The sequence below is a fragment of the Micromonospora sp. DT63 genome, assembly GCF_049841615.1.
Classification (GTDB): domain Bacteria; phylum Actinomycetota; class Actinomycetes; order Mycobacteriales; family Micromonosporaceae; genus Micromonospora.
Genome location: NZ_JBNCKQ010000001.1, coordinates 852,376 through 870,599, shown reverse-complemented (window position 1 = coordinate 870,599; position 18,224 = coordinate 852,376). Strand labels below are relative to the sequence as shown.

Here is an 18,224-nt window from a genome sequence, read left to right as displayed (position 1 = left end):
GGAGTCCGCCCGTGCTCGTCCGTACCCCCGGTGGCCACCGCACCGCCGTCCCCACCGCCCTTTTCGTCACCGGCCTGCTCAGCGCCCTGCTCACCGCCGGCTGCGGGCAGGACGACGACCCGTCCGTCGCCGCCCCCTCGACGCCGGCCACGTCGACCGCCGCACCGAGCGCCTCCGCGCCGGCCTCGGCGGACAGCCCGACTCCCGCCGCCAGCACGCCCGGGGCCGACCGGGAGATCACCGTGACCATCGCCAAACGACGGATCAGCCCGCCCACCGGCCGGGTGACCGTGACCAAGGGGCAACTGGTCCGGATCACCGTCACCTCGGACGTCGCCGACGAACTGCACGTGCACGGCTACGACCTGGGGGCCCGACTGCCGGCCGGTACGCCCGGCTCGGTGGAGTTCCGGGCCGAGAAGACCGGGCTGTTCGAGGTGGAGACGCACGAGACCGAGCTGGTGCTGTTCCAGCTCGTCGTCCGCTGAGCGGGATGCCCGCCGCTCCCGCGCTGCTGGCGCACGGCGTCGGCGGCCGCCAGGACCTGCCCATCACGCTTGCCGAACTCGTCGTCGCCGCCGCGCTGACCCTGGTCGTCACGTTCCTCGCCCTGGGCCTGCTCTGGCGCGAGCCACGCCTCGACCGGGACGCCGCCGGTGGCCGGCCGCTGCCCGACCGGCTGGCCGGCCTCGTCGACGCCCCCGCGTTCCGGTGGGCGCTGCGCGCACTGGGACTGCTCGCCGTCGGCTGGTTCTGCGTCGGCCTGCTCGGCGGGCCGGACACCCCGGACAATCCGACGGCCGGCGCGCTCTACGTGCTCCTCTGGGTCGGGCTGGTACCCGCCTCGCTGCTGTTCGGCCCGCTCTGGCGGGCCGTCAACCCGCTGCGGACCGTGCACCTGCTCGTCGCCCTGGCGGCGCGGCGCGAGCCCGCACGCGGCGTCCGGGAGCTGCCCACCGGCGTGGGCCTCTGGCCGGCCGCGCTCACCCTGTTCGGGTTCGTCTGGCTGGAACTGGTCGCGCCGGACCGGGCCACCCTGCCGGTCATCACCGCGTGGCTGGCCGGGTACGCAGTGGTCATGCTCGGCGGCGCCGCGCTGTTCGGCGCGGGCTGGTTCGACCGGGCCGACCCGTTCGAGGTCTACAGCGCGCTCGTCGGCCAGCTCGCCCCGATCGGCAGGGCCGCCGACGGAGTGCTGGTGTGGCGCAACCCGCTCGACGGGATCGCCGGACTGCGGCCCCGTCCCGGGCTCGTCGCCGTGGTGATCGTGCTACTCGGCTCGACCATGTTCGACAGCCTCTCCAACGCGCCGGCGTGGCTGCGCTTCTCCCAGGAGAACGGCCTGCCCCCGGCGGTCACCGGCAGCGCCGGACTGATCGTGGTCATCGGGGTCGTCGCCGTGGCGTACCTGCTCGCCACCGGCGCCGCCGCCCGCGTCGGCGGTCCCCGACCGCCAGACGCCGCGGGGCCGCCGAACCCTGCGGAGTCGCCGCGGGTGCCGCGCGAACTCGCGCACTCGATCGTGCCGATCGCGGTGGGCTACGTGGTGGCGCACTACTACTCGCTGCTGATCCTGGAGGGTCAACGCACCGTCGCCCTGCTGTCCGACCCGCGTGACACCGGGGCGGACTGGTTCGGCACGGCGGGCTGGCAACCGCACACCGGGCTGGTCACCCCGTCCGGGGTGGCCAACCTCCAGATCACCGTCATCATCGTCGGGCACCTGCTCGGGACGCTGCTCGCTCACGACCGCGCCCTGTACCTGTTCCCCCGGGCGCGGGCGGTGGCCGGTCAGCTCCCGCTGCTCGCGCTGATGGTCGCGTACACCGTCGCCGGCCTGCTGCTGCTCTACGCCGGTTAGGGCCGCCGGCCCGGTGCCGACGCGCCCGCGCCCACGGGTGAGGATGGGGCGTGGACTCTGCCCTTCGGCGCTACCTCGACGACCTCGTTGACACCGCCCGGGACGTGCTCGGCGGCGATCTCGTCGGGGCGTACGCGGCCGGGTCGGTGGGACTCGGCGCGTACCAGCCCGGCCGGAGCGACGTGGACGTGGCGCTGGTCTGCGCCGACCCGCTGACCGAGGCGGCCAAGCGGACCCTCGTGGCACGGCTGCGGCACGAGGCGCTGCCCTGCCCGGCGCGCGGGCTGGAACTGGTCGTGTACCAGCGGGCCGTGGCCGCGGCCGGCAGCCCCGAGCCCGGCTTCGAGGTCGAGCTGAACACCGGGCGCGCGATGCCGTTCCGCCGCACCCTCGACCCGGCGGACCGCCCGAGCGCCGACGGCCGGTTCTGGTACGGGCTGGACCGCAGCATCCTGCACCAGAGCGGGATGGCGCTGCACGGACCGCCGGCGGCGGAGGCCTTCGCCGACCTCGCCCCGGCCGACCTGCGCCGCCTGCTGATCGAGGCGCTGACCTGGTGGCTGGCCCTGCCGACGCCACCGGGCGACCGGCCCGCGCCCGGCACGGAGGACGCGGTGCTCGGCGCCTGCCGCTCGCTGGTGCGCCACCGCGACGGTGCGTGGCTGTCCAAGGTGGACGCCGGCCGGCGGCTCGTCGACACCGGCGACCCGGATGAGGTGATCCGCCGGGCGATCGCCGCGCGACACGGTGGGCCACCGCCCACGGGTGCCCAGGCGCGTGCCTTCCAGCAACGGGTACGCGCCGAGATCGCCGGCTGACCTCGCCCGGCGGGACGTGCTCAGCGCACCGGGCGGGACGTGCTCAGCGCACCGGGCGGGACGTCAGCGACGCGAAGAGCAGGTTGAGGCCCTCGGCCATTGTCGGATGCGTGATGACCGCGTCCCGCAGCGCGGTCCACGGCATGCCGGCGAGCATTGCCAGCTGCACCGACGTGATCACCTCGCCCGCCTCCGCGCCGAGCAGCGCCGCGCCCAGGATCTGGTCGGTCCGGGCGTCGATCACCGCCTTCCACATGCCCTGCGTCTGGCGCAGGGTGCGGGCCCGGGGGATCGCGGCGACGGGCAGGTGGGCCACCTGGACGTCGTACCCGGCGCGGCGCGCGTCGCTCTCGCTGAGACCGACCCGCGCCAGCTCCGGGGTGGTGAAGACGGTGTACGGGATGAGCCTTCCCGCCGTGCTGCGCTGCGCACCGGCCAGGTTCGCCCGGATGATCCGATAGTCGTCGAGAGAGGCGTGGGTGAACTGCGGGCTGCCCGCGACGTCCCCGGCCGCCCACGTCCGCTCGGCGCTGGTGCGCAGGTACTCGTCGACCAGCACGAAGCCACTGTCATTGAGTCGGACACCTGCCGCGTCCAGCCCGAGCCCGTCGGTGACCGGCGCCCGGCCGGCCGCCACCAGCACGTCGTCACCGGTCACCACGCTGCCGTCGTCGAGCGTGATCCGGGCCGTACCGTCGGCGTCGCGGTCGACCCGGGCGACAGTCACCCCGACGCGTACGTCGATGCCGTCGTCGAGGAAGACCCGCATCATCGCGTCGCCGATGTCGGGGTCCTCCCGGGTCAGCAGCTGGGGACCTCCCTCGATCACCGTCACCGCGCTGCCGAACGACGCGAACATCTGCGCGAACTCCACCCCGACGGTGCCACCGCCGAGCACCACAAGTCGTGCCGGGAGCCGGTCCAGGCGCAGCAGGTCGTCGCTGGTCAGCACCCCGGCCTCGGCCATTCCGGGTACGGACGGCAGGTACGGCCGGGTGCCCGTGTTGACGACCACGTCGTCGCCGCGCAGCAGTCGTTCGTCGCCGTCGGCCAGTGACACCCGCACGGTCCGCGCGGCCACGAAGCGGGCCTGACCGATCACCAGGTGCAGGCCCGAGTCGAGGAACTGCTGCCGGTTGGCGGCGACCATGCCCTCGACGACGTCCTGCTTGTGCGCCCGCAGCAGGTCCACGTCGACGTGCCCGCCCTCGACCACGACGCCGAGCGCGGCGGCGTGGCGCAGCTGGCGGGCCGCCCGCGCGCTCGTCACCAGGGCCTTCGTGGGGATGCACGCGACGTTGATGCAGCTACCGCCGATCATGCCGCGCTCCACCATCGCCACCCGACGGCCGGACCGGGCAACGTCCATGCTCAGCGTCTTGCCGGCCTTGCCGCCGCCCACGACGAGCAGGTCGAAGTCCTCCGGTTGGTCGGTCACTGGCGCTCCTTCCGGCCACGAGGCGCTCCTGGGTCGCCAGTCGGGCCAGCGGCGGTCGGTGCGTGTCGGCCAACCCAGCCTGCCAGCTCCGGCGCCACGTTCGGGATGGTTCGGTGCAGAATCGTCCCCGGTGCGTCGTGCCCGACGACGGGGCGGCGCCGAGTCGGGACCGGCCCGCCGCGCGGCGTCAGGCTTCGGCCGTGACCAGGTACAGGGTGAACCCCGCCAGCAGGGGACCGTCCGTGAGACGTCGCAGCCACGGCTGAACGTCCGCGTCGGTCAGCTCGCCGGCCGCGACGGCGCGGGCCGAATTGCGCCGCAGCCCCAGGATCCGGTCCGCCGTGTCGAAGTCCCGAAAGACGACGGCGATCGCCTCGACCGATCTCACCCGCAGGCCAGCCCGCGCCGACAGCCGGACCAGCTCCCGTCCGACAGTAGCGTTCCGCACCCGCCCCGCGACGAAGCGGGCGAAGCCGCGGCTCGTCCGCACGTCCTCGTCGGCGACCGCGAGGGTGTCCCAGTCCGGCTCGGTCAGCGCGAGCACACCACCCGGGCGCAGCACCCGACGAACCTCCCTCAGCACCATCGCGGGATCCGCGACGTGCATGAGGACCCGGTCGATCCGGGCCCGGTCCATGCTGGTGTCGTCCAGCGGAAGCGCGTGCGCGTCGCCCGCGCGCAGGCCGATCGTCGGCCGGTCGGCCAGCCGCCGACCGGCCTCGGCGAGCATCCGCGCGTCACTGTCGACTCCGACAACCCGGCCGCCGGCCTGGACGGCGTCGGCAAGCCGTCCGAGGTCGGTCCCCGGGCCGCAGCCGACGTCCACCACCGTGTGCCCCGGCCGCAGATCGAGGGCGTCGAGGGCACGCCTCTTGTAGTCGCGTCCGACAGCGGTGGCCGCGGCCGTGTCGAGGTACGCGATCTGATCGGCGGCGGTGGGCGTCGCGCTCGGGTGGTAGCTCATCGGCCCATCCAAACAGCGGATTGTGGGCGTATCGCGAACACGGCGCGCAGATCCGGTGTAGGCCGCCGCCGTCGACGGGCCGGCCCGGTCGCGCCGAACCGCGAGCTCGGGCCCCACGCGCCGCTGCGCGGGGCCCGGGTCGACAAAAGGCGCGGTCAGTGCCGGGCGGTGCCGTTGTCGCTGACCGGTTGCCCGAAGGCCAGGAACGGTACGGGCGTCGGCGGCTCGGGCCGCGTGAAGATCCGCTCGGCGTCGTTGGTGGGCGACCCCGACGTGGCCGTCTGATCGGCCGGCTCCACCGGGTACCGCAGGGGCGGCCGACCGGGCCGCTCGCCGTCGGCGTGGTCGACACCGACGTGCTGACCGTTGGCGTGCTCGGCGTCGGCGTGCTGACCGTTGCCGTGTTCGGCGTCGGCGTGCCGACCGTTGCCGTGCTCGGCGTCGGCGTGCTCGACCTCGGCCCGGGTGTCGTCCGCGTCGGTCCGGTCGGTGTCGGTCCGGTCGGTGTCGGCGCGGTCGGCGTCCACGCGGTCGGCCTCGGCGCGATCGTTCGCGGGCCGGTCCACGGAGAGCAGCTCCACATTCGTGCGGGACGGGTTCGACCGGGAGCCGACCATCGGGTACTCGGCGGTCTCCGTGCCGCCGGCCGCGGCGGCCATCACGGCGGCGGCGGCCAGGTCGGCCACCCGCTTCGCCTCGCGCTGCACCCGGGCGCGGACCTCCTTGGCGTGCCGCTCGGCGGAATCTCCGGCCCGTCGCGCCTCGTCCAGCCGGGTCGCCTCGGCGGTCAGGTCCCGACGCACCTCGCTCAACCGCTGCTGGAGGCGGGACAGCTCGTTCTCCAGGGTCTCGCCCTCGTGGCGGACCTCCGCGAGCTGCTGCTGGGCGGTCTCCAGCTCGGCGTGCAGCTGGTCCGACTCCTGCCGGCGCTCCTCGATCTCCTGCTGGAGCGCGGTCAGCTGCTCCTGGTGGCTGGCCGCCTGCTCGTCGGCCCGGTTACGCAGCTCGGTCACGTGCTGCTGCGCCTCGGCCAGCAGCGCGGCGATCTGCTGCTCGGTGGAGCTGCGCTGCTCGGCCAGCTCCTCCTGGGCCGCGGCCTGCAACTCGGCGATCTCCTGCTCGGCGGCGCTGCGTCGCTCGGCGACCTCGCGCTCCACCCCGGCCTGCCACTGGGCCATCTCCTGCTGGTTCTTGGCCCGGGCGGCCTGGACCTCCTGCTGGATCTGGGTGCGGGCCGACTTCATCAGGGCATCGGCGGCGACCCGGGTCTGGTTGAGCTGCTGAGCGCTCTGTTCGGTGGTGCGCTTCGCCTCGTGCTGGGCGCGCTCGTGCGCGGCCTCGCCGTCGGCCCGCAACTGCTCGGCGCGCTCCCGGATCGCGGTCAGCTCGGCCTCGGCCACGGCACGCCGCTCCTCGTACGCCTGCTCCTGCTCGGCGCGTCGCGCGGCCAGCTCCTCCGACAGGTCGTGGCGTGCCTGCGCGGCCCGCTCGCGGGTGTCGGCGAGGATCTGCTCGGCCTCGGTGCGCAGCTCGTTGGCCCGGTCGCTGGCCGACTCGGTGATGAGGGCGGCCTGCTTCTCGGCGAGGGTCAGAATCTCGCCGACCATCGGGCCCAGATCCTGGAACGAGGCGCGGTCCACCTGCACCGGCTGCTCGTGCAGCTCGGCCAGCTCGGCGCGCAGCCGCTGCACCTCGGCGGTCAGCTCACGGACCCGCACGGCGGAGCGTCCGTGCTCGCCGCTGAGCATCGCGATCTGGCCGTCGAGCTGCTCCAGGTGTCGGTCCACCTGGCGTTTGTCGTAGCCGCGCAGGGTGAGCTCGAAGCTCGGCCGCGAGGCCGCGTCGTCGCGTGCTGCGAGCGGCTCAGCGCCGATGGACATGCACCATCCTCCGTACGATCGGGGCGTCAGGGTCGGCGGTCAACCGCCCCTGCGGGCCGTGAGTGTGGCGCAACGCTACCGCCGAGCCCACCCCCGTGCGAAGGCCCGCCCCGCCTCCGCCCCGCTCCTTGGTCGATCATGGAGCCGTGGTGCCCGGAAAGCCCTGATCCGCGGCTCTTGTCGTCCACCACGACTCCATGATCGACGCGGGCTCAGCGGCGGCGGGCCAGCAGGACCGCGTCGTGGTGGACGACGTCGTGCGGTCCGGGACGGGGGCGGGTGTCGGTGACGAGCACGTCCCACCGGGTCGGGTCCAGCGAGGCGGCCACGTCCTCGGCGGTGTACATCATGTCGGGCATGTGCATCCGGTGCCCCGACGTCCACAGGTCCGACGGGTGGTGCCCGACGATCAGCAGCACGCCGCCCGGGGCCACCGCATCGGCCAGCCCGGCGAACAACTCCCGCCGCTGCGTCGGGGGCAGGTGCATGAACTGCGCCGACACCAGGTCGTACGCCTCCTCGGCGGGCGGCTTGTCGCGCAGGTCGGTGTGCGTGAACTCGATCCGGTCGGCCACCCCTGCGGTCTCGGCGTGCTCCGCGGCCCGGGTCAGCGCGGTGGTCGAGATGTCCACCGCGGTCACCCGCCAGCCGCGCTCGGCCAGCCACACCGCGTCGGCGCCCTCGCCGCTGCCCACGTCCAGCGCCCGCCCCGGGGCCAGGTCCGCGGCCTCGGCGACAAGTTGCGGATTTGGGCGTCCACTCCAGACGGCCGGCTTGGACTGGTAGCGCTCCTCCCACGCCGGCTCCTCGAAGGTGGTGGCCACCAACTGCCGGTACGCGGCCACCGCGTCGCGGGTGTCCTCGGCGATCAGGTCGGCGTTGATCGCCGCCCCGGCCATGAGCCCGGCGGCGGCCGAGGTGATGACCTGACCGCGCAGGTCGGCCACGTTACCGGCCACCCACACCCCAGGAACTGTCGTCGCCCCGGTCGCGTCGGCCGGGATCTGGGTGCCGACCACGTGCCCACCCATCGTCACCTCCTCCGGGGCCAGGCCGAGCCCCACCAGCAGGTCGGCGCGGGGCGCCGTACGGGTCGCGACCACCACCACGTCGAGCGCCACCACCCGGCCGTCGGCGAGGCGGACTCCGCTGAGCGCGTCCCCGCTGACCTCCAGTGCGGCGACCGGGCCGGGCACCACCGCGATGCCCCGGGCGGCCAGCCGCTCGGCCGTCTCCTCGTCCGGGGTCGGGGCGTCGTGCAGCAGGAGCAGCACGTCGGAGGTCCACTGCCGCCACATCTCGGCCTGGTGCACGGACATCGGCCCGGTCGCCAGCACGCCGACCCGCTGGTCCCGCACCTCCCAGCCGTGGCAGTACGGGCAGTGCAGCACGTCGCGGCCCCACCGCTGCGCCAGGCCGGGCACGTCGGGCAGCTCGTCGGTGAGCCCGGTGGCCACCAGCAGGCGGCGGGCCCGCACCGAGGCCCCGTCGTCGAGGGCGAGCCGGAAGCCACCGTCGTCGCGGGTCGCGGCCTGGACCCGGCCGGCGCGGAACTGTCCGCCGTACCCGGCCACCTCGGCGCGTCCGGCCGCGAGCAGCTCGCCCGGCGGCGTCCCCTCCCGGCCCAGGTAGTTGTGCACGTGGTCGGCCGGCGCGTTGCGCGGCTCGCCGGAGTCGATCACCAGCACCGACCGTCGGGCCCGGCTCAGCGCCAGGGCTCCGCTGAGCCCGGCCGCGCCGCCGCCCACGACCACCACGTCATATGTCTCGTCCACCGGAATGTCCCCCTACTTGTCGGCTGAGCCCACCATCCGTCGTAGCCGTTCGGGTGGCAAGTATCCTTGCCGTTATGGCAAACGAGGACAGCGCCGCGCTGGCGGCCGTCGGCCCCCGGCTGCGTGCCCTGCGCCACCAGCGCGGCACCACGCTCACCCAGCTCGCCGAGCTGACCGGCATCTCGGTGAGCACCCTGTCCCGGCTGGAGTCCGGCACCCGCCGACCCACCCTGGAACTGCTGCTTCCGCTCGCGCGGGCGTACCAGGTGGCGCTCGACGAGCTGGTGGACGCCCCGGCCACCGGCGACCCCCGCGTACGCCCCAAGCCGATCGTCATGCACGGCGTGACGTACCTGCCGCTGACCCGCCGACCGGGCGGCCTCCAGGCGTTCAAGCAGATCTTCCCGCCGGACCCGTCCGCCGGGGGGCGGACCCCACAGGCCCACGAGGGGTACGAGTGGCTCTACGTGCTCTCGGGCCGGCTGCGCCTGCTGCTCGGTGACCGCGACCTCATCCTGACGCCGGGAGAGGTGGCCGAGTTCGACACCCGGGTCCCGCACCTCTTCTTCAATCCCGGCCCCGGCACCGCCGAGGCGCTCAGCCTCTTCGGGCCGCAGGGGGAGCGGCTGCACGTCCGCGCCCGCCCCGCGAAGGCCGAGGAGGGGTAGGCGCTGGCTCGGGCGGCCGTGGGCCGGTGGAACGCGGTCCGCAACATAACGGGCCGAAACCCGCGAACGTCACCGGCGGCGTGCACGCAGGGAGCCTCCGGCGCGATGCCGGAGGCTCCCTGGTCTGCCCCGGTCAGTTGAGGGCGTAGATCTCCGCGGCGGTGGTCCACGGGTTGCCGTTGACCTCGCTCAGGGCGCGCAGGCGCAGGTACTGCCCGGTCTTGGCGGTGAACCGGACCTCCTTCTGGCTGGCGTTGTTGGCGAAGGTGCCGGTGGCCACGGCCGTACCCCAGTTGGCGCCGTCGGTGCTGACGTAGACCTCGTACTGGCCGATGCGCCCGTTGGCGGCGCCGGAGCCGCTGTCCTGCCGGGGCAGGTAGCGGATTCCGGAGACGGAGTAGCTGGCACCCAGGTTGATCTGGATCTCGTGGGGCATCGGGGCGTTGCCCCCGGTGTACTTCGTGTGCCAGATCGTGCTGAGGTTCCCGTCGAAGGCGTTGGTCGCGGCGCCGTTCTCGGCGGTCGTCTCCTGGCTGTCCACGTACTTCAGCGACCAGCCGGTACGCGGGATGACGCCGGCGCTGGGCACGCAGACGGTGCTCAGCTGGTGGGCGCCCCGGTCGGGACGGCACCCCTGGGTGACGGCGCCACCGAAGTAGTCTCGGCTGCCCGGGTTGGTCATGGCTTGACCACTGGCCAGGGCCGGGGAGCCGGCGCGCAGCCGGTAGCCACCGGCGTCACTGATCGAGGTGGCGGTGCCCGGCGCGACGAACAGCGGGTCGGCGGTGATCTTGTTCGAGTCGGTGGGCTCGCCGGCCGGGTGCTGGCCGTAGAACACGTTGGAGTCGAACAGCAGAGCACCGGCGTTGTAGGTGGCCTGGGTCGTGGTCACGTAGAAGATGTTGTTGTAGAACTCCACGTTGGCGCCGGCCGAGCCGTTGCCGTTGTTGATGATCTGGGCCGCCTGGCCGACGTAGAAGACGTTGTTGTAGATCTTCGTGTTGGTGAGCTTGCCGCAGACCAGGTCGAAGATCTGGCCACGGTCGTTCTGGCTGATGTTGTAGCGCACGATGTTGTCCGCGGTGGTGGAACCCCCGCCGTTGCACAGCAGGATGAAGCCACCCTCGTTGTCGTGGCTGTAGTTGTACTGGTAAATGGTGCGGATGTTGCCCTCGTCCAGGTCGAGGCCCTGCCCGTCACAGGTGCTCCGGCCGCCGCTCACCTCGTTGAACTGGAACAGGGCGTCGTTGATGTTCCAGCCCCAGATGCCTGCGGCGCACTGCGCGGGCTCGCGGACCCGGAAGCCGTCGACCCGGTTGTTCTCCACCAGGGCGCTCTGGGTGTGGTGCACGTCGATGGCGTCGCCGCCGATGTCGGTGACCGTGTTGCCGCGTACGACGACCCGGGTCTGCGGAAGCCAGGTGCCGCAGGTGGAGCCGCAGTTGGGGTTGGCCAGTTCGGGCCGGACCATCCAGCGGGTCCAGAAGTGGATGCCGTAGCGGTCGACGGTGGCGATCGTGTTGTTGTTGATCAGCACGTCGTCGAACTTCGTCTGCGTGGTGTAGCCCAGAACCTCGAAGAAGATGCCGGCGCTGGCGTCGTCGTCCTTCTTGGTCTGGTTGCCGTTGACGTCGTGGACGCTGAGCCCGGTCACCCGGTAGTAGGTGCCGGTGCCGGAGTTCTCGCGGATGATGTGCACGCCGCGACGGGTGGCGACCGCCGAACCCTTGTTGGAGATGTCCAGGTTGCGGATCTCCCAGTACTGCTGGTTGTAGAGCTTCACGACGTCGACGACCGCACCGTTACCAGCCAGCACCGGCTTGGCGCCGCTGCCGTACGCGTCGACGATGATCGGTGCCCCGGAAGCGCCGGAACCCTTGGGGAAGAGCTGCTGACCGGCGCAGGTCGTACCCCGCCGGATCAGGATCTGGTCGCCGGCGGCGAACGTCCTGGCGTTCACCGGCGTGAAGCTGTTCCAGGGGCTGGCCTGGGTGCCGCTGCCCGACGTGCTCGCGGAACAGTCGACGTAGTAGTTCGTTGCGGCTGCCGCGGCGGGGGGCGCGGCGACAAGTACTGCGGTGGCTAGCGTGGTCAAAGCCACCAACGAGGACCTGAACAGGTGCATCGAGAGTCCTAACCGTGGGGGTGGTTGGGGGAGTCGTTCACTTCCTGGGAGATGTCCGGCGCGCACGACCGGGAGATGACGCCGGCGACGGAACCGGTGGACCGCGGGCCCGTCCGCCGACGGGGGTCCGAGTCACCGGAACTTGCGGTTGTAGTCCGCGAGAAGACCGATCAGAACGGCGAGCGCCACGAGCATGATCGCGAGGCTTCCCCAGCCGACAGTGGGCCGGACGACCACCACCGTGACGACGCAGGCCAGCGCGACCAGAATCCGGGCGACGACGAGCAGTACGACAGACGTCGGTTCCTTCATGACATCCCTTTCTCGGGCCTCAGCCCTTGACGCCGCCGGCGGCCATGCCCTGGATCAGGCGACGCTGGATCAGCGCGTACAGGAGCAGCACCGGCACGATGACGATCACCATGCCGGCGTAGAGCCGCCCGGGGTCCGCGGCCGCCTTCTGGGCGGCCATCAGGTTGAGCAGGCCGACCTGCAACGTCTTGCCCTCACCGGGCAGCAGCGTCAGCGCGATGACGAAGTCGTTCCAGTACGCCAGGAAGTTGAACAGGATCACCGTGGTGACCGCCGGGCGGGCCATCGGCAGCATCACCCGCGTCATGATCCGAAAGCGGGATGCCCCGTCCAGCAGCGCCGCCTCCTCGAAGTCCCCCGGAATCGACCGGAAGTACGCGCTCAACAGGTAGATCGTGAACGGGATCGAGGTGGCCGCGTAGACCAGCGCGAGCATCGCCGGGTTGTCGAGGAAGAACCCGTCCGGGAACACGTCGACGAGCGCGCGGTCCCAGTCGACGAGCATCAGGAAGATCGGCACCACGATGTAGTTGACGTTGACGAAGAGCCCGGCGAGCAGCGCCACCTCGACGATGCTCTTGCCGCGGAACTCGTACCTGGCGACGACGTACGCCGCCGGCACCGAGACCGCCAGCACGAAGACCAGGCCGAGCATTGTGACAAGTACCGAGGTGGCGAAGTAGCGGCCCATGTGCGCGCCGCCGAACGCGTCGACGTAGTTGCGCAGGTGCAGGCCTTCGGGCAGGGTCCAGGGGCTGCCGAAGAACTCGCTCTTGCGCTTGAGCGAGGCCACCAGCACCCAGGCGACGGGGATCACGATGAGCAGGGTGATCCCGCCGACGAGCAGGTGGGTGAGGCCACGGCCGGGCCGCGAACCGGATTTGTTGATCGTGGTCATGGAAGTGTCCTCTAGAACTGGAGGGGCTCACGCCGGGTCGCGCGGCTCACCAGGAGCGACACGAGGAACGAGAAGGCGAAGATCACCACGCCGATGGCCATGCCGTAGCCGTAGGCCGAGTTGGTGTACGCCTGCTTGTACATGTAACTGAGCAGCACCTCTGAGGCGCCGTCCGGACCGCCGCCGGTCATCGCCCGTACCAGCACGAAACTGAGGTTGACGGCGCTGAGGATGAAGAAGGTGAGTGTCGTGCGCAGGTTCTGCCAGATCAGCGGCAGCGTGACGGCGAAGAACTGCCGGGCGGCCGACGCGCCGTCGAGCGCCGAGGCCTCGTACAGCTCCTCCGGAATGCTCGCCATGCTCGACATGTAGATGACCATGTAGTAGCCCAGCGACTGCCACAGCATCGCTGTCGCGACCGAGTAGAGCACCAGCTTCTGGTCACCCAGCCACACCTGTTGCAGGCCGTCCAGCGAGAGCAGCCGGAGTGTGCCGTTGAGCAGGCCGTTCTCCTGGTCGTAGACGGCCGAGAAAATGGCCGCGATGACCACTACCGAGAGCACGTTCGGGACGTAGAGCACGAACCGGTAGAAGGTGTGGCCGCGCAGCTTCTGCCGGGTCATGACGGCCGCGAGGAACAGGCCCATCCCCATCGTCACCACTGTCACGACGACGAGCAGCGCGACGGTGTTCTGGAACGCGCGCAGGAACTGCTCGTCGTCGAGCAGCTTGCTGAAGTTGTCCAGGCCGACGAACCGCATCTGCGTCGAGAAGCCGCTCCAGGTGTAGAGCGACATCCGGAACACGCTCACCGTCGGCCAGATCATGAACAGCGCGAACAGTGCCAGCGCCGGCAGCAGGCAGACGGCGACGAACCGGCCGTCGCCGCGCCGGCCACGCGCGGCGCCACCGCGCGTCGACGTCGGGGATCGACCGGGCGCACGTTTGCTGGCGCCCGGGGTTGGTGGAGTGAGGGTCGTCGTCACCGTGACCAGTCCTTGGCTCTCGCAGGGGGAAGGGAACGGCGGCAGCCCGGAGCCCGGGCTGCCGCCGGGCGTCACTTGCCCGCCTGCCGCAACTTCTCGCTGGCGTCGTTCAGGGCGGTCTGCCACTGGTCGACGGTCTTGTCGCCGCTGATGATGCTGTTCGCGGTGTCGAAGAGCGTGCCCTTGATGTTCACGCCCTCGACGGGGGCCGTGCTGGCGAAGCCACCGACCAGGGCGGTGATGCTCGGGTCCTCGTAGAGCTGGTAGAACGGCGCGATCTCGGCGGGCAGCGTCGAGGCGATGCCCTTGATCGGCTGGATCGCGTTGGCCTTGGCGAAGATGCCGGCGGCCTCGTCGGAGTAGAGGTACGCGACGAAGTCCTTCGCGGCGTCCTTGTTCTGGGCGCCGCTCGGCACCCAGGCCGACTCGACGATGGTGGTCAGGTAGCGCTTGCCACCTGCGGTGACCGCCGGCAGCGGGGCCATCGCCCACTCGAAGCCCGTGGCACGCGGCGCGTCCTTCATCTCGCCGACGACCCACGTGCCGTTCGGCATGAACAGCGTCTTGTTGTCGAGCAGAGACTGCTGGTTCTTGGTGAAGTCCTGCTCGTTCGCGTACCCGACGGTGGTCTTCGCCGCGTAGGTCAGCAGCTTGGCGGTGATGTCCAGGACCTGGCGTGCCTGGGCGGTCTTCCAGACACCCTCGGAGTAGGTCATCGCCTCCTTGTAGAACTGCTCACCGCCGACATCGGCGAGCAGGGCGAAGAAGAACGAGTCCAGGTAACCCGCGGTCGGGTACGTGAACAGCGCGATGCCCTCGGCCTTGGCGGCGTCGCCGAGCTTGAACATGTCGTCCCAGCTGGTCGGGACCTGCCAACCCTTCTGCGCGAAGAGACCCTTGTTGTAGACCAGGCCGGTCGGCGCGTAGTACATCGGCATCAGGTAGGTCTTGTCGTCGTTGTACGGGTTGGTGCTGAGATTGCCGACGATCCCGTCGGCGAGCTTGGACCGCACTGTGGACTGCTCGCCCGGCACTGTCATGTCCAGAACGCCGGTGAGGTCCTCCAGCGCCTTGTCCTTGACCAGAGTCTCGGCGAGCGCGGCCTTGCGGCCCTGGGGCAGCACCACGACGTCGGGGAACTTGCCAGCCTTCATGTTGGGGCTGATCTCGTCCTCAAGGGTCTTCGAGAGCTGCAGCTGCACATCCACGTCGGGGTGCTTCGCCCTGTAGGCATCGACGACCTGGACGTACATGTCCCGGCCGTAACCGCCCTCGAAAGCCGCGATCTTCAGCGTCTTCTTGCCGTCGGCGTCGTCGTTCCCTCCGGAACAGCCGGCGAGCAGGCTCAGCGCTGTCGCCGCGGCGACCGCAAGGACGATTGGTCGTCTCAACATGGTGGGGGGCCTCCAAGGGCGGTGCACACGGCGGTGCGGAATTGAGCGGCGTGGACGAGGCACGGCATCGGCCCACAAGATCGCGGGCGGGCCTCGCGTTGTTACTGTGGCACCCGTAACATGAGTCGTCAAGAACGATGTGCCAACAGCGCGGAGGCGCTCAGGGGTCAGCGGGACCGCGGTGCGGCGGTCGACTCCCGGACGATGAGGCTCGGCTGCGCCACCGATTCGCCGGCGCCCTCGCTGCCCAGAAGGAGCGCGACGGCGGCCGCCCCGGAGCGGTAGAAGTCCTGGCGGACAGTGGTGAGGGGCGGGTGGCAGTACGCCGCCAGCTCGATGTCGTCCACGCTCACTATCGACACGTCCGCAGGCACCGACCGGCCGCGCTCGCGCAACGCCCTGATCACGCCGAACGCCATCTCGTCACTGGCCACGAAAATGGCCGTGACCTCGGGAATCATCGCGAGGATCTGCCCCTGGCGGTAACCGGATTCGGGCGACCAGTCGCCCTCGAGCGCTGGCGGCGCGTCGATCCCGGCGGTGGTCAGACACTCCTGCCAGCCCTGCCGGCGCTGCCGTGCCTCGATCCACTCGTCCGGCCCGGCCACGTGCCACACCTGGCGGTGCCCGGCGTCGAGCAGGTGCTGGGTGGCGATGCGCCCGGCCTCGTGCTGGTCGATGCCCAGCACCCGCGCACCTGTGGTGCGCGAGCCGTCGACAGTGACGGTGGGGATGTCCCGGGTGATGTCCTCCATCCGCTGGGTCACGGAGATCAGCGGGACCGCGATGATGATGCCGTCGACGCCCTGGTCGGACAGCTTGAGCAGGGACTTTTCCATCATGGCGGTGTCCAGCTCGGCGAGGGTCGCGATGCTCACCGAGTAGCCCGCCTGCCCGGCCGCGGCCTCCACCCCGGCGGTCACCGCGGAGCGCGAGTAGTAGCCGCCGGCCTGGAGCAGGACCAGGCCGAGGGTGAAGCTGCGCCCGGACGACAGCAGCCGGGGGGCGCCGTTGTACCGGTATCGGAGCTGCTCGACGGCGGTGAGCACGCGCCGACGGGTCTCGGCGTTGACGTTCGGTGAGTCGCGCAGGGTGCGCGAGACCGTCTGTGCCGACACGCCGGCGGCCCGTGCCACGTCAGCCATGCTCGGCTGCTTGCCACTCATTGTCGCCTCGGTCATCCCCGTCGCCCTCCCGGAACGTGCTACGGGCGCATCCTACCGGCATTGTTACGAATGGCACGGGTAACATAGGCTGCCACCATGATCGAGACCACCCGGCGGGGCAGCGCGGTAGCGCCGCCGACGAGACCCTCTCCCGCACTCGGCTGGCACGACCGCCAGCTCTACCGGCACGGAGTCCCGCACCGCATCCTGTCCGGCGCCCTGCACTACTTCCGGGTCCACCCCGAGTTGTGGCGCGACCGGATCCGGCGGCTCGCCGACCTGGGTCTGAACACCCTCGACACGTACGTGCCCTGGAACTTCCACCAGCCGTACGCCGATCGCGCGCCGCGCTTCGACGGGTGGCGCGACCTCGAGGCGTTCATCGCGCTCGCCGGCGAGGAGGGTCTCGACGTCGTCCTGCGGCCCGGCCCGTACATCTGCGCGGAGTGGTCCAACGGTGGACTGCCGGCCTGGCTCACCGCCCGCGACGTGGCCCTGCGCACCTCCGACCCGGCGTTCACCGGGCCGGTCGGGCGGTGGTTCGACGAACTCATACCCCGCATCGCGCGGCACCAGGCACACGCCGGTGGACCGGTCGTGGCCGTGCAGGTCGAGAACGAGTACGGCAGCTACGGCGACGACGAGGCGTACCTGCTGTGGAACCGCGCCGCCCTGCTCGACCGCGGTATCACCGAGCTGCTGTTCACCGCCGACGGCCCCACCGAGCTGATGCACGACGCGGGTACGGTGCCGGGCACGCTCGCCGCCGCCACCCTCGGCTCGAAGCCCGAGGCCGCCCGTGCCCTGTTCGCCCAGCGCCGACCCGACGAACCGTTCGTGGTCGCCGAGTACTGGAACGGCTGGTTCGACCACTGGGGCGAGCGGCACCACGTCCGCGCAGTGGACAGCGCGGTCCGCACTCTGGACGCCATCATCGCCGAGAGCGGAAGCGTCAGCCTCTACATGGCGCACGGCGGCACCAACTTCGGGCTCTGGGCCGGCGCGAACGCGGAACGAGGCCGGCTCCAGCCCACCATCACCAGCTACGACTCCGACGCGCCGATCGCCGAGGACGGGACACTCACCGCGAAGTTCCACGCCATGCGCCGGGCGCTCGGCGCCACCGGGCCGCTGCGGGTACCCGAGCGGATGCCGGTCCTCGCGCCGGCGCGGGTGCCGTTGACCCACCACGCCGACCTGATCGCCGGCCTGCGTGCGGTGCCGGCGCCGGAGTCGACCGGGCCCCGGCCGGCCACCTTCGAACAGCTCGGCCTGGACGCCGGGATGGTGCTGCTCACGGCCCACCCGAAGATCCCCCCGGGCGAGCACACGATCATCCTGACCGACGTACGCGACCGGGCCGTCGTCCTCGCCGACGGCGTGCCGATCGGGGTGGCCGACGGTGCGCATCCGGAGATACCGATTCACGGCACCGGGGCGGCCGTGCGCCTGGAGGTCCTGGTGGAGAACCTGGGCCGCGTCAACTACGGCCCGTTGGTCGGACAGCACAAGGGCCTGCTCGGCCCCGTGCTCGTCGATCGCCGGATGGTGCACGGCTGGACCAGCTCGCCTGTCGCCCTGACCGAGTGGACACCTGACGACCTGCGCCGTGCGGCGGGTGCCGGACCGGCCAGCACCGGCGCCGGCTTCGCCGTCGCGACGGTGCGCCTCGACGAGCCCGCCGACACCTTCCTGGCCCTGCCCGGATCCGCGCACGGCCTGGTCTGGGTCAACGGATTCCTGCTCGGCCGCTACTGGGACATCGGCCCGCAGGTCACCCTCTACTGCCCGGCACCACTGCTGCAAAGGGGCGAGAACACGGTTGTCGTCCTGGAGACCGACCGGCTCGGCTCGGTCCTGGAGTTGCGCGACCGGCCCGAGCTGGGCCCCACCGAGGAGTACGTCGAGGAGTTCGACTGACCGTCGGCCGGTGGTCAGC

The 18,224-nt window shown here is 71.5% G+C and carries 15 protein-coding genes; 5 read left to right on the top strand and 10 right to left on the bottom strand.

Annotated elements, in window-relative coordinates; translation table 11 throughout:
* Window positions 1-11 precede the first annotated feature (11 nt).
* Genes ACLQ27_RS04075 through ACLQ27_RS04065 form a run of 3 tightly spaced genes read left to right on the top strand, consistent with a single transcriptional unit; the run spans window position 12 to window position 2,679 of the window.
* Window positions 12-488 carry a hypothetical protein gene (locus tag ACLQ27_RS04075; protein ID WP_357492177.1) on the top strand — a complete coding sequence of 159 codons (477 nt, stop codon included), beginning with the start codon at window positions 12-14 and terminating at the stop codon, window positions 486-488.
* Between the two features lie 5 nt (window positions 489-493).
* Entirely contained in the window at window positions 494-1,861 is a 1,368-nt protein-coding gene (locus ACLQ27_RS04070; protein ID WP_357492175.1) for a hypothetical protein, read from the top strand.
* A gap of 50 nt (window positions 1,862-1,911) precedes the next feature.
* Window positions 1,912-2,679: a nucleotidyltransferase domain-containing protein gene (locus ACLQ27_RS04065; protein ID WP_425865634.1), complete on the top strand. Its 768-nt coding sequence runs from the start codon at window positions 1,912-1,914 to the stop codon at window positions 2,677-2,679.
* Between the two features lie 43 nt (window positions 2,680-2,722).
* Here the strand turns inward: ACLQ27_RS04065 and ACLQ27_RS04060 are convergent, their stop codons facing one another.
* The 4 genes from ACLQ27_RS04060 to ACLQ27_RS04045 all read right to left on the bottom strand — a co-directional run bounded on the left by ACLQ27_RS04060 (window position 2,723) and on the right by ACLQ27_RS04045 (window position 8,736).
* Window positions 2,723-4,117: a dihydrolipoyl dehydrogenase family protein gene (locus ACLQ27_RS04060; RefSeq protein WP_357492171.1), complete on the bottom strand. Its 1,395-nt coding sequence runs from the start codon at window positions 4,115-4,117 to the stop codon at window positions 2,723-2,725.
* A gap of 187 nt (window positions 4,118-4,304) precedes the next feature.
* Complete coding sequence (locus ACLQ27_RS04055) at window positions 4,305-5,081, bottom strand: methyltransferase domain-containing protein (protein ID WP_425865632.1); 777 nt, start codon at window positions 5,079-5,081, stop codon at window positions 4,305-4,307.
* 155 nt (window positions 5,082-5,236) lie between these two features.
* Window positions 5,237-6,961, bottom strand: a complete 1,725-nt coding sequence (locus tag ACLQ27_RS04050) for a hypothetical protein (RefSeq protein WP_425865630.1) — start codon at window positions 6,959-6,961, stop codon at window positions 5,237-5,239.
* Between the two features lie 212 nt (window positions 6,962-7,173).
* On the bottom strand, window positions 7,174-8,736 hold the full coding sequence (locus ACLQ27_RS04045; protein ID WP_425865629.1) for an FAD-dependent oxidoreductase: 1,563 nt from the start codon (window positions 8,734-8,736) through the stop codon (window positions 7,174-7,176).
* A 74-nt stretch (window positions 8,737-8,810) separates the two neighbouring features.
* On the opposite strand from ACLQ27_RS04045, the gene ACLQ27_RS04040 reads away from it, so the two are divergent.
* Window positions 8,811-9,404, top strand: a complete 594-nt coding sequence (locus tag ACLQ27_RS04040; protein ID WP_357492163.1) for a helix-turn-helix domain-containing protein — start codon at window positions 8,811-8,813, stop codon at window positions 9,402-9,404.
* 133 nt (window positions 9,405-9,537) lie between these two features.
* On the opposite strand, the gene ACLQ27_RS04035 is transcribed toward ACLQ27_RS04040, so the two are convergent.
* The 6 genes from ACLQ27_RS04035 to ACLQ27_RS04010 all read right to left on the bottom strand — a co-directional run bounded on the left by ACLQ27_RS04035 (window position 9,538) and on the right by ACLQ27_RS04010 (window position 16,264).
* Window positions 9,538-11,529, bottom strand: a complete 1,992-nt coding sequence (locus ACLQ27_RS04035; protein ID WP_425865628.1) for a discoidin domain-containing protein — start codon at window positions 11,527-11,529, stop codon at window positions 9,538-9,540.
* Window positions 11,530-11,661: 132 nt separating this feature from the next.
* A complete protein-coding gene (locus ACLQ27_RS04030; protein WP_357492159.1) occupies window positions 11,662-11,841 on the bottom strand; it encodes a DUF6903 family protein in 180 nt (59 codons plus the stop codon).
* Window positions 11,842-11,860: 19 nt separating this feature from the next.
* Window positions 11,861-12,739 carry a carbohydrate ABC transporter permease gene (locus ACLQ27_RS04025; protein WP_357573978.1) on the bottom strand — a complete coding sequence of 293 codons (879 nt, stop codon included), beginning with the start codon at window positions 12,737-12,739 and terminating at the stop codon, window positions 11,861-11,863.
* An 11-nt stretch (window positions 12,740-12,750) separates the two neighbouring features.
* Window positions 12,751-13,725 (bottom strand): carbohydrate ABC transporter permease, encoded by a 975-nt coding sequence (locus ACLQ27_RS04020; protein ID WP_357492155.1) that lies wholly within the window; start codon window positions 13,723-13,725, stop codon window positions 12,751-12,753.
* A gap of 71 nt (window positions 13,726-13,796) precedes the next feature.
* The gene (locus tag ACLQ27_RS04015; RefSeq protein ID WP_425865626.1) at window positions 13,797-15,119 is read right to left on the bottom strand and encodes a carbohydrate ABC transporter substrate-binding protein; all 1,323 of its coding nucleotides are present in this window, start codon (window positions 15,117-15,119) and stop codon (window positions 13,797-13,799) included.
* A gap of 167 nt (window positions 15,120-15,286) precedes the next feature.
* On the bottom strand, window positions 15,287-16,264 hold the full coding sequence (locus ACLQ27_RS04010) for a LacI family DNA-binding transcriptional regulator (RefSeq protein WP_234586712.1): 978 nt from the start codon (window positions 16,262-16,264) through the stop codon (window positions 15,287-15,289).
* A gap of 117 nt (window positions 16,265-16,381) precedes the next feature.
* Here ACLQ27_RS04010 and ACLQ27_RS04005 point away from each other — a divergent pair, with 117 nt between their 5' ends.
* Complete coding sequence (locus ACLQ27_RS04005; RefSeq protein WP_425865625.1) at window positions 16,382-18,205, top strand: glycoside hydrolase family 35 protein; 1,824 nt, start codon at window positions 16,382-16,384, stop codon at window positions 18,203-18,205.
* The last annotated feature ends 19 nt before the right edge of the window (window positions 18,206-18,224 follow it).